Here is a 12,246-nt window from a genome sequence, read left to right as displayed (position 1 = left end):
TCTAAAAATATTCCAATTGGACTGAGAAGAATTTTTCAACTTTGCTGATTGATTCAGCTGAGGCAAAGAGCACAATTCGATCCTTAGCCTGAACCACTGTATTGCCGCCTGGTTTGATAACTTCATCACCCCGCACGACAGCGCCGATGATCACCCCGGCTGGTAGATTAACATCACGCAGCGGCTTGCCGACCAAGGGAGACGTTTCCATGGCTTCGGCTTCAATCAATTCACCAAAGCCTTCACGCAAGCTATGGACTGAATAAATCCGCCCTCGCCTTACGTGCTGAAGGATTGTTGAGACCGTTATGTTGCGCGGGCTGACCACCACATCAATTCCTAAATTCGTAATCAAGGGTTGATAGGTTTCTTTGTTGATCAGGCTGACTGCGCGCTTCGAGCCATGGCGTTTGGCCAGGAGGGCTGAGAGGATATTGGTTTCATCGTCATCGGTGACGGCGACCACGGTATCGGTCTCGGCAACGTTGGCTTCTTCCAAAAGATCAGGGTCGAGCACATCGCCATTCAACACCACGGCTCGGTTCAGTAATTTTGCGATGGTTTCTGCGCGCTCCGGGTTCATCTCAATAACTTTTGCATTGACCCAAGGGTGGTCTGTTTCAATTTGCTGCGCGATAAACAGACCAATATTACCGCCACCGAAGACCAATAAACGTCGGGCTTCTGTTTCCTCATGGCCAAATGCGGCCATGGCGCGCAACAATTGCCCACTGTCGACGACGAAGTAGACTTCATCCTCTTCTATCAAGGTATCTTGGCTGGTCGGAATGATAGATCGCCCGTTGCGAACGATCCCGACGATGACGATATTGAGATCAGGGAACAGCTGGGTCAGTTGCCTAAGCGGCGTATTCAGAAGCGGACACGTGTCTTCGCAACGCACACCAATCAATTTCACCTTATCGTTGACCAGGGGGATCATCTCGAACGCACCCGGCACCTGAAGCCGACGCGTGACGGCGCTTGCAACTTCAAATTCAGGCGAAATGATCACGTCAATGGGTAGGTTGTCTCGCGAAAACAGATTTGACCAGACAGGCTCCAAATAGCTTTGATGACGTACACGGGCAATCTTGGTGGGAAGCCCGAACAGAGAATGGGCGACCTGACAGGCGATCATGTTCACCTCATCAGATAATGTAACTGCGATCAGCATATCGGCATCTGCCGCCCCTGCCCGTTCCAGGGTATCAGGGCGCGAAGCATGCCCCACCACGGCTTGTACATCCAGGGAGTCACCAATGCGCCGGACCAGACTAGCTTCTTGGTCGACGACGGTAACGTCGTTATTTTCCAGCGCCAAGTGACGGGCGATACTGAACCCCACTTGCCCCGCGCCGCATACGATGACTTTCACGGATTAAACACCCTTGGTACTAATTATTCTTCGCTCTTGATCTCGAGTGATTTAAGCTTTCTATGCAGCGCAGAGCGCTCCATACCGATAAAATTAGCTGTTCGCGAGATATTGCCCCCAAACCGGGTTACTTGTGCAAGCAAATAATCTCGTTCGAATATCTTTCTGGCTTCACGAAGCGGCAGACCAATAACCTCTGCACCGTAGTTGCTATCCCTTTCAGATGAACCACCTGAGGTGATTTCGTCAGGTAAACTGTCGGTCCCAATGGCAGTTTCACTTTCTTCAGGGGCCATAATCAGCATGCGTTCGATGACATTTCGAAGCTCCCGAACATTGCCGCCGGACCAATCATATGATTGCAATGCGGCAATTGCGTCCTCACCAATTTCTCGCGATGCTTGGCCGGTGGTTTCTCCTGTCTTTGTCATAAAGTAATCCGCAAGCAGGGGGATATCCTCTCGGCGATCTCTCAAAGATGGAATTTCAATCGGCACAACGCAGAGTCTGTAGTAAAGGTCCTCGCGGAAACGACCTTCTTTGATCTCATCGGCCAAGTCGTAGGTTGAAGACGCAACAACCCTCACATCGACTTCAACTTTTGTCGTGCCACCCACTCGGGTGAAAATCTGCTCTTGTAAAACTCGAACGATTTTACCTTGTGTTTCCGAGGGCATATCGCCGACTTCATCTAAAAATAAAGTCCCGTTATGGGCTTGCTCAAAGGTTCCAACTTTACGCGGCGCATCGCTGCCATCGGTGGGAGTTTCTGTGCCGAAGAGTTCCTCCTCCATGCGGTCAGGTTCCATTGTCGCGCAGTTGACGACCACAAACGGTCCGTCAGCTCGACGCGAGAGATTGTGCAACATTTGTGCGGCGACTTCCTTGCCTGAACCCGACGGCCCAGAAATCAACACCCGACTGTTCGCTGGCGCAACCTTTTCAATGATTTGGCGGACATGATTAACCGCGTTCGATGTCCCGATTAATTCTGACTGAGACCCGACACGAAGTTTGAGTTCTTCATTTTCGCGGCGCAGCAAGGCGGCTTCGATGGAGCGGGTTACAAGATTGATGAGGCGATCAGATTTAAAGGGCTTTTCTATAAAATCATAAGCGCCAAATTTAATTGCCTTAACTGCAGTCTCCACTGTGCCGTGGCCACTCATCATCAACACCGGTAAATTCGCGTGGTCTTTTTTGATTTCCTTTAGAATTCCAAGGCCATCTAAATCGCTACCTTGCAGCCAGATGTCGAGCAAAACCAAATTAGGACGCCTTACCTCGATTGAAGAAAGTGCAGAAGCGCTGTCGGCCGCGGTGCGAACTTGATAGCCCTCGTCCTCAAGAATACCCGCCGTGAGTACACGGATATCTTCCTCATCGTCCACGATCAAAATATCATGTGCCATGGGCGTTCATTTCCGTTTCTTCATTTTCTTGACCAACTGCTGGTAACTGCTGCGGATTTGATCCAGGGCGAAACACCAAAGATATCGACGCCCCCCCAAATCCACGGTCTTCCAATATCAAATCTCCGGTATGATCTTCCATGATCTTTTTAACGATCGCGAGTCCTAGGCCAGTGCCCTTAGTCCGCGTTGTGACATAAGGTTCAGTCAGGCGATCCCGATCTTCTTTTGGTAGGCCTACGCCATTATCTTCAATAACAATTTTGACCTCCCGTGAATTGTTTTCGCCAGAAGCTGCACCAGTTTCTGATAATGTCAGTCCGATATACCCCTTCTCCCCATCTTCGCCTTCGGCGTCAACCCTGGCGCTTACGGATTCAGAAGCATTTTTTAAAACGTTAGTCAAAACTTGGCTGATTTGTTGCGAATCACAAGGGATCAGCACGTCGCCTTCGGGGATATTTATATCATATTCCACGTCAGGATGGCGGTTCAGTTCCAATGAGAACGACTGACGACATATGTTTGATAAATTTTCCGGCTTCATCGTCGGTTCAGGCATCCGCGCGAAGGAAGAAAATTCGGAAACCATTCGACCGATCTCGCCAACTTGGCGAACAATGGTGTCGGTACAGATCGCAAATGTCTCGGGATCGGACGTGATTTCATCTAAGTATTTACGCTTTAGTCGTTCCGCCGATAATTGGATCGGGGTCAGAGGGTTCTTAATTTCATGGGCAATGCGCCGGGCGACATCTGACCACGCCGCCTGACGCTGAGCAGAAAACAATTCCGTAACATCGTCAAAAGTGACGACAAACCCAACAATATCGCCGCCCAAGCGTTCGGAGGCAATTGAAACCAATAAGGTTTTAAACTGCCCCTTAAAGACGAGTTTGACTTCCCCTTGCTGGGGCCGCTCTGGTTGTTCGATAGCTTGAGCGAGCATTTCGGCCATCTCCGGCACGACATCACCAAGGTCCTTACCGATAACCTTTTCCAAATCTACCCCCAGCAAGTCCGAGGCTGAGCGATTTGGCAAACGTATGTGCCCCAAATTGTTCAAGCCAATTACACCTGCTGATACCCCGGAGAGCACGGTCTCGGTAAAGCGTCGTCGTTCGTCGAGTTGGCGGTTGGCATCCATAAGCCCTAGTTGCTGGTTTTCCAACTGACTGGTCATCCGGTTAAAGGATCGGTTCAGCGTTGCGAACTCGTCTTGCGACGGCAAGCTCTCAACACGAACTGTCAGGTCGCCCTTGCGAACTCTTTCGGCGGCTGTGATCAAGTTGCCAATCGGACGAACGAGTTGAGTGGCCAGAGTTAAACCAATCCAGACTGCGGCTAACAGCATTAATAAGGCAATGATCACAAAGATGATCACCGCCGTGATGCTGATGCCTTCTCGTTTCTCTTCTAGCTTTTCATACTGGGTAACGGCCCCCTTGGTTTGTTCGACGTGAGCCAGAACTTTGGGGTCGATCGTGCGTCCCACAAGCAAATACGCATCAATGAGCCGGTTAAGTTTGATCATAGCCCGAACTCGATCATCGTTTTCATTTGTTAAGACAACGACTTCGCCGCGACTTGCCTGCTCAATCGCTTCGTTTGAGGCTAATTCGAAGGTTAAAGACAGGCTTAGGGCTGACTTTGCAATAACTCGCCGTCGGCTGTTCATGACGAGAGTTTCGGGAAGATTTCGAACATTGCCTTGCACCGATAGGAAGTTTTCAAATGCATTTTTATCGCGCGCCAATATGTGTGCGTTGCGATCTATATCAGTTGCGATTGATAGAACATCGGTGCGAATGGTCTGGATATGTTCATGCAAATAGGCGTTGGCGACGGCTCTCGATGCCCCTAATGCTGTCCTGACACGGTCGTTAAACCACGTATCAAGGCCGAACGATAAGAACAATGCAGAGAGGACTGTTACCAGGATCGCCGGCGTGACAGCGACAATACTGAACATCATGACAAGTTTGATATGGAGACCAGACCCAGCGTGACCGCGGCTTCGAGCGGTCCAAAGTTGAGTCAGGCGGCGCGCCACTACGGCCCCTAACATCAACAGTAAGATGGCATCCAGATAAAGAAGGCTAATGACCGTTTTCGTCTCTCTGGGACCAGATTCTACCGTCTGGGTCATCACAGCCCAGGTCATGAAACCCGAGATAACGGCAGCCAAGGCCAAGGCAAACGCCAGCTTTCGGCTGAGGTCTACACGGCGTGACCACAATCGAAACCGGAGATAATATTTTTTCGGACCTTGAGCCGATTTCTTCATTGCCCCCCCGAATTACCCCCTCGAATGACTTGAATATCTAGTTCTCGAATTTTCTTGCGTAAGGTGTTTCGATTAAGTCCAAGAATCTCTGCAGCTTTGATCTGGTTGCCGCGCGTCGCATGAAGCGTCTGAATGATCAACGGACGTTCCACTTCACGAAGAATTCTATCATAAAGACCCGCCGCAGGAAGCCCGTCGCCGTGGGCTGAGAAATAAGTTTTTAAATGCTGTTCAATTGATCCACCCAGACCATCGCCGCTTTCTTCCGTCGTCGTCGGTGATGTATCAACCAATTCAGCTTCGATAACGTCCAACCCGATGTTTTCTTGTGAATAGAGAGCCGCGAGCCTTCTTACGAGATTTTCCAGTTCACGCACATTCCCCGGCCAGCGATAACTTTTAAGCCGATCCAAGGCGGGTTTGTCTATTGTTTTGAGGGGGAGTCCCTCCTCCGCCGCGGCATTCAAAAAATGCCGGACCAGTTCATCTATGTCCTCTGTGCGCTCCCGCAGCGGTGGAAGACGCATGGGAACCACATTAAGGCGGAAATACAGGTCCTCACGAAACAACCCGTGGCGAATTTGTTGACGAAGATCATGATGGGTTGCGGTGATAATTCGCGCATTCGTTCTTATGGGTGTGCGCCCTCCAACCGTAGTGAACTCGCCTTCCTGTAAGACCCGAAGTAATCGCGTCTGCGCTTCTGGCGGCATGTCGCAGATTTCATCCATGAACAGGGTGCCCCCTTCGGCTTGTTCAAAGCGTCCGGCCTTTCGGTTAACTGCCCCTGTAAAGGAGCCTTTTTCATGGCCAAAAAGTTCACTTTCAATGAGTTCACGTGGGATTGCCGCCATATTGATGGCGACAAAAGGACCGTTTCGACGCTTGCCATATTCGTGCAGCGCTCGGGCAACGAGTTCCTTACCTGTGCCCGATTCTCCGTGAATAAGAACCGTTAGATCCGTTCCCATTAATCGTGCAAGCGAGCGATAAATCTCCTGCATAGCAGGGGAACGCCCGATCAAAGGCAAGCTTTCGCCAGCTTCAGACTGTGGAAGGCCGTCGTCGTCTGAAGTTGCTGGGGTCTCTAGTCCCCGCTTAACCACGTGTACCAGTTCATTGAGGTCAAACGGCTTCGGCATATATTCAAAAGCGCCCCGCTCGGTCGCTTGAATGGCCGTTAGGACCGTATTTTGGGCACTCATGACAACGACGCGAAGTTCTGGTCTGATCTTTCGAATTCTGGGAATTAGGTCGAGACCATTTTCATCCGGCATGACCACATCCGTAATCACCAGATCACCGTCGCCATCACTCACCCAACGCCAAAGAGTTGCAGCGTTATCGGTAACGCGCACTTCATATCCGGCCCGGCCCAACGCTTGGTTGAGCACGGTGCGAATTGCACTGTCGTCGTCGGCGACTAGAATCGTGGGCGCAACCATTCAGAAAAATCTCCGTTAATTAACATCGGTCGGAAGCATGACCCGAAAAATTGTACGACGGGGAATGCTGTCAAATTCTATCACTCCACCGTGCTGGCTGATGATTTTGGCGACCAAGGGTAATCCGAGGCCGGTCCCCTTTAATTTGGACGTCACGAAGGGATCGAACAGGTGGTCTTGCAAATCCTCTGGAATCCCATCACCGTTATCCTGAATGTTGACCATCAAAGGCAGATGGACGAGAGAGTCACTCCCCGGCACCGCAAATCGGACACCGTGTTTATAGGCCGTGTTTAGCAACACTTCGCCGCCCGTTTTCGGACACGCCTCGCAAGCATTCTTGACCAAATTAAGAAACGTCTGAACCAATTGATCCCGATTGCCATAGACATGCGGCAATGACGGATCATACGATTCAACGATTTTTACATGCTGTCCAAATCCATTTTCAGCCAGTTGACGAACACGATTTAGGACTTGGTGAATATTCAACGCCTCACGCTCCAGCGGCACGGCGTCCGAAAAGACCTCCATACGGTCTACCAACGCACAGACCCGGTCCGCTTCGTCTCTGATAATTTGGGTCAACGGGCGGTCATCTTCTGACGCGGTTTGCTCTAAGAGTTGCGCCGCCCCGCGGATGCCAGACAAAGGGTTTTTGACCTCATGCGCCAACATGGCCCCCATGGCGCTTAATGAGCGTGCTGCTCCGCGGTGGGTCAGCTGGCGGTCAATTTTATCGGCGATTGAACGTTCCTGGACCGACAACACGACATGACCCTTATTTTCCAGCAGAAGCGTCGCCTGAACATTTATGAAATGCTGACCGATACGGGGATTTTCAATCTGCACACCATATTCATATACGGCATTTCCTGTGGCTTGAACCTGGCTGATTAACGACATCACCGGACTGTCTTCGGGAAGAATCTCTGAAAGCAATGTTCCTTGCAGAGTTGCTGCACTGCCCGCAAAAAATTGTTCGCCCGCCAGATTGACGGACACAATACGCCCCGCGCCGTCTACAACCAGAATCGCTGCCGCCAGCGCATTTAGGACTGAATCTCCGTCAGGCGGGGCCCCCGGAGTCGCTTCATCACTTTTTACGGCATGTTCGGCAGTCATTTAAGCCGCCATCCGGTCGCCAACAAAATCATAGAACTCACAAATTAAGGTGCGAACGTGATCGGGCTCTGAACCCCTCATGACAACACTTCTGAAGTCCGCGGAACCTGGTAGACCCTTGCTGTACCAGCCGATGTGCTTGCGGGCGATGCGAATTCCCCGCTCAACCCCATAATGGGCCAATATATCTTCCAGATGTCCTAGAACAGTTTCCCTTTGCGTTTCTATTGAAGGATCAGGAAGGCGGCGGCCGGATTTAAGGAATTCAATGACTTGGCCTAAAAACCAAGGACGGCCATAAGACCCGCGCCCGACCATAACACCATCGGCACCAGACTGATCCAAAATTTCCTGCGCTTTGTCCAAGGTGGTGACATCGCCGTTGGCAATCACCGGGATGCTAACAGCCTCTTTGACCCGACGGATGAAGGGCCAGTCTGCGTCCCCTCTGTAAAACTGACAACGCGTCCGACCATGCACGGTGATCATTTTGATACCACAGTCTTCGGCAATCTTGGCCAGCCTTGGTGCATTTCGGCTTTCATCGTCCCACCCGGTCCGCATTTTAAGGGTAACGGGTACGCTCACCGCATTCACAGTGGCTTCCAGAATCCGAGCAGCTTTGTCTTCTTCCCGCATTAAGGCGGAGCCTGCTTGTTGACCTGTGGTGACTTTTTTGACTGGGCATCCCATGTTGATGTCGATGATCGCCGCACCGCGATCTACGTTCATGCGCGCGGCTTCTGCCATGATTTCCGGATCACACCCGGCTAATTGCACAGCCATTGGGAATTCTTCGGCGCAGTTCGACGCCATTTTCATGGTTTTTTTGTTGGCGTAAATCATCGCCTTGCTGGCGATCATCTCAGAAATAACCAAGCCGGCACCATTGCGCTTAACCAATCGGCGGTACGGCATATCCGTCACGCCAGACATCGGTGCTAATAAGACAGGGCTATCGAGTAGAATCGGGCCAATTTCAATTGTCATCGTAATCTATATTTTAAAGGTTCAGATATTCTGGGGCGTGCCTATTTATTGTGCATATGCGGCTGGATTGCAACACAGTTGCAGCCAAAATTGCACAAAAACTAAACTTATTCAGGTTGTTTATAGAAGAACGTCGGTGACGAATTTGACCCCCGGGTAGCCGAGGGTGAGCAAAAGATAGGCAAGTAACACAAATCGCGTGACTATCCGACCCCTGACCCCTGTCCGAAAGTGGGCTAACAACAGACCCCCGATAACGACAAACGTCGCAATTGTTAGAATGGTTTTGTGGTCGAGAGATATTGCTGTGTGGGAGCTGCCAATGTTAACCGCGATGCCACTGGCAAGACCCAATGCCAAAACTCCCTCACCAATCACCAGCAACTTGACCAAAAGCCGCTCGCAATCGGTGACCGAAGGCAATATGCGTGTGAGACGCGTCGGTTGCTTCGTTTTAAGCGCGCGTTCTTGCAAAAAAGCGGCGAGTGCAGATACGGCTGCAATGGTGACCAATCCATAAGTCGAAACTGATACGACTATATGAACGGTCGTCCAGATTCCAGGAGCGGATACCCTTTGCGCCGTTTCAGGCGCATGTTGCCAAACGAGAGCAACCACGCCGATTAAGATCAAATACCCACCGACCAGCGGTGCCAACCGCCATGCCTGGTCGGTTAAACCCGCCGTCCCAGCATATATTATAATGCTGGCTGTAATGGTGGCCCACAGGGCCGGGGATAACCCTGTCTGCCACGCGCCTGACATCTGCACGACAAACCAGGCCAGAGGCCCCGCCAAGGCCACAGCAAGGGTAGCCCAAAATAGCGCATCCCGCCCTCCATTAGCCCTAAAACCAACAAGCGTTGCTGGCATCAATGCAAATAAGGCAGAAATTCCAAATAGCAGGCTTTGGCTCATACTTTCTACTCGTTGCAGAAGACCCCTCCTCCTAATAATTAGAAGGAAGCCACTTAAGTTGGCGAACATACATGTGAACCATTGCACTGCACAGTTATTTGTGGGCATGAAGAGACTGAATTTCAAAAGGAGCCCCTATGGGCGAAACCATAGCCATAATTGTAGGTGCTGGCCGAGGACATCGCTTTGGCGGCGATATCCCGAAACAGTATCGGTTGTTGGGTGGGGTTCCTGTGCTTCGGCGGACGGTGAGCGCGTTTCTGTCTCATCCTGATATCGATGCTGTCAGGCCAGTAATTCATCCGGATGATGAAACATTATTTCACAAGGCTGTTGCTGGCCTGGATGTGCTTGATCCAGTCCCCGGCGGTGCAACCCGGCAAGATTCTGTGCGACTCGGGTTAGAAAGCGTTGAAACTCTGGCACCTAGCAAAATTCTTATTCATGACGCAGCCCGGCCCTTTGTCGCGGCACACGTTATTACTGGGGTGTTGGACGGATTGAAATCACATCCCGGTGCCATTCCCTCTCTTCCCGTAACCGATACTTTAAAACGAGGGGCTGATGACCTCATAAAAGAAACCGTTAGCAGAGATGGTCTTTTCCGCGCACAAACACCTCAAGGATTTCGATATGGTGAACTGATGGCCGCCCATCGTAAGGCCGCCGGATTAGCCCTAACAGATGATGGTGCCGTCGCCGAACATGCAGGATTGGATGTGGCCATTACGCCCGGCAGCGAAGATAATTTTAAAATTACCACCCAAGAAGACTTGGATAAGGCAGAACGTATGGTATCGAACGGTGAAACGCGGACTGGGTTGGGTTTCGATGTGCATCAATTTTGTCCCGGTGACGGCGTCACAATTTGTGGTGTGGAAATTCCCTACGATCAATCTCTCTTAGGCCATTCAGACGCTGATGTCGGGCTTCATTCGATTACCGATGCGATCTTGGGGGCGATAGGTGCGGGTGATATAGGCATGCATTTCCCGCCCAGTGATCCGCAATGGAAGGGAGAGCCATCTAACACGTTTTTGAAGCACGCGGGGGATTTGGTTGTCGAGCGCGGCGGCTCAATTTCGAACATCGATGTGACAATCATTTGTGAAAAACCAAAAATTGGGCCTCATCGTGAAACCATGAGAGCTCGAATTTCAGAAATTTTGGGTGTTTCTCTTGAGCGTATTGGAGTAAAAGGAACGACGACCGAACGACTCGGATTTACGGGGCGGGGAGAGGGTGTGGCTGCTCAAGCCATTGCGACGGTAAAATTACCGACAAATGAATGACACGAATATAAATTGGAATAAATTTTATTAACAATTACAAACTAACCCGTGACGACATCCAAATCTAAGCGTTAGGATGATCGTTCGGTAAAGAGGGCTAGATTGTTGAGTGGGCTATTGGTCAAATCATAATGAATGATTTCAAATACGATGATGTGGAAGTCGCGTTGGTTGACGGCGATTTAGGCGCGCGCGAAAGCATCAGAGGGGTCATGCAGTCCAATGGCTTCCGTAAGTTCACCCTTGGTCAAGACATCCCCACTCTGATCGGCATGATTAAATCAGGCACGCCGGACATGGTGATCATGGGGGGTGAGTTTGAAGGCGGCGGCGTTTCTCGATTTGTGCGGTTACTTCGGCACAATGAATTCAAAGGAAATCCTTTCATTCCGGTCATCGTCGTAACTTGGAATCCTACTCCCGAACTCGTGCGTGAACTCGTCGATGCGGGCATCGATGACTTGGTTCCCAAGCCAATTTCAGCCAATCATTTGTTAAAACGCACAGCGAATCTCATCAACAATCGCCAGCCCTTCATTGTCACCACTGATTATGTCGGGCCAGACCGACGCAAAGATTCCGAACGTGGGTCAGAAATCCCCTTGGTTGAAGTGCCCAATACCCTGCGGGCTAAAGCTACTGGCGATAAAACGGCCGCGATCGATGCAAAAAACAAAGTTAATAAAGTGCTGGCCGAGATCAATAATCAAAAAATGGAACGCCATGCGTTTCAAATTGCGTGGTTGGTTGAGCAATCAATGGGCAGCCTCATCATGGGCGGCATGGACGATAAAATTTTGGGTTATATGAATAAGTTGAATTTAGTTTCAAAGGACCTAAGTAAGCGCATGGTTGGAACTGATTACGCCCATATTTCAGAACTCAGTGAGTCCATGGTTCAGGTTTCAAACTCAATCCTTCAAAACAAATCCAACCCACCTGCAAAAGATGTAAAGCTTCTGGCCCCGCTGTCCCAGGCGATCAAGAACAGCTTTGATCCTGAAATGGATCAAGCGGCAGTCGCGAGTGATATTGCTGCGGTCGTGAGTGCAAAAAGCGCTTAATTTTAAATGGTTTATAACGTTTCCTGATTAATCCAATCTAAGAAGTCAGCGTTACCACCCTCAATTGGAAGAGCGACGATGCAGGGGCAATCGTAGGTATGTCTTTGCTTGATCGCTTCCGTCAACGCGGCAATGTTATCTGTTGTCGATTTTAGAATTAAGACTGTTTCGTTTTCTTCTTGGATCGCCCCTTCCCATCGGTATATCGACGTCACACTCTGTAGGATATTGGCACATGCTGCTAACTTTTTATCAACCACGTCACGGGCAATGGTATGGGCCTCTTCTGTTGAGCCAGCGGTTACATAAACAATCATCGGAGCGGACACCATGAG

General features: G+C 50.5%; 10 protein-coding genes. 2 read left to right on the top strand and 8 right to left on the bottom strand.

The genetic code is table 11. From position 1 onward, the window contains the following. Position 1: 1 nt before the first annotated feature. The 7 genes from trkA to ccsA all read right to left on the bottom strand — a co-directional run bounded on the left by trkA (position 2) and on the right by ccsA (position 9,555). On the bottom strand, positions 2 to 1,378 hold the full coding sequence (trkA, locus tag HOM51_05465; GenBank protein MBT5033950.1) for a Trk system potassium transporter TrkA: 1,377 nt from the start codon (positions 1,376 to 1,378) through the stop codon (positions 2 to 4). A gap of 23 nt (positions 1,379 to 1,401) precedes the next feature. After that, positions 1,402 to 2,790, bottom strand: a complete 1,389-nt coding sequence (locus HOM51_05460; protein MBT5033949.1) for a sigma-54-dependent Fis family transcriptional regulator — start codon at positions 2,788 to 2,790, stop codon at positions 1,402 to 1,404. Further along, on the bottom strand, positions 2,780 to 5,077 hold the full coding sequence (locus HOM51_05455; protein MBT5033948.1) for a PAS domain-containing sensor histidine kinase: 2,298 nt from the start codon (positions 5,075 to 5,077) through the stop codon (positions 2,780 to 2,782). Before HOM51_05455 ends, HOM51_05460 begins: the two co-directional genes overlap by 11 nt. After that, positions 5,074 to 6,522 carry a nitrogen regulation protein NR(I) gene (gene ntrC / locus HOM51_05450; GenBank protein MBT5033947.1) on the bottom strand — a complete coding sequence of 483 codons (1,449 nt, stop codon included), beginning with the start codon at positions 6,520 to 6,522 and terminating at the stop codon, positions 5,074 to 5,076. The genes HOM51_05455 and ntrC overlap by 4 nt, the downstream gene beginning before the upstream one ends. Before the next feature lie 15 nt (positions 6,523 to 6,537). Then, a complete protein-coding gene (locus HOM51_05445; protein MBT5033946.1) occupies positions 6,538 to 7,647 on the bottom strand; it encodes a PAS domain-containing protein in 1,110 nt (369 codons plus the stop codon). Further along, the gene (gene dusB, locus HOM51_05440; GenBank protein ID MBT5033945.1) at positions 7,648 to 8,637 is read right to left on the bottom strand and encodes a tRNA dihydrouridine synthase DusB; all 990 of its coding nucleotides are present in this window, start codon (positions 8,635 to 8,637) and stop codon (positions 7,648 to 7,650) included. 120 nt (positions 8,638 to 8,757) lie between these two features. Then, on the bottom strand, positions 8,758 to 9,555 hold the full coding sequence (gene ccsA, locus HOM51_05435) for a cytochrome c biogenesis protein CcsA (protein ID MBT5033944.1): 798 nt from the start codon (positions 9,553 to 9,555) through the stop codon (positions 8,758 to 8,760). A gap of 137 nt (positions 9,556 to 9,692) precedes the next feature. Here ccsA and HOM51_05430 point away from each other — a divergent pair, with 137 nt between their 5' ends. Then, positions 9,693 to 10,847, top strand: coding sequence for a bifunctional 2-C-methyl-D-erythritol 4-phosphate cytidylyltransferase/2-C-methyl-D-erythritol 2,4-cyclodiphosphate synthase (locus tag HOM51_05430; GenBank protein ID MBT5033943.1), 1,155 nt, complete (start codon positions 9,693 to 9,695; stop codon positions 10,845 to 10,847). Between the two features lie 131 nt (positions 10,848 to 10,978). Continuing rightward, complete coding sequence (locus HOM51_05425) at positions 10,979 to 11,911, top strand: response regulator (GenBank protein ID MBT5033942.1); 933 nt, start codon at positions 10,979 to 10,981, stop codon at positions 11,909 to 11,911. An 11-nt stretch (positions 11,912 to 11,922) separates the two neighbouring features. On the opposite strand, the gene HOM51_05420 is transcribed toward HOM51_05425, so the two are convergent. Continuing rightward, entirely contained in the window at positions 11,923 to 12,228 is a 306-nt protein-coding gene (locus HOM51_05420) for a divalent-cation tolerance protein CutA (GenBank protein ID MBT5033941.1), read from the bottom strand. Positions 12,229 to 12,246 lie beyond the last annotated feature (18 nt).

Source organism: Rhodospirillaceae bacterium (genome assembly GCA_018660465.1).
Classification (GTDB): Bacteria; Pseudomonadota; Alphaproteobacteria; order Rhodospirillales; family JABJKH01; genus JABJKH01.
This window is presented reverse-complemented; position numbering and strand designations above follow the sequence as displayed.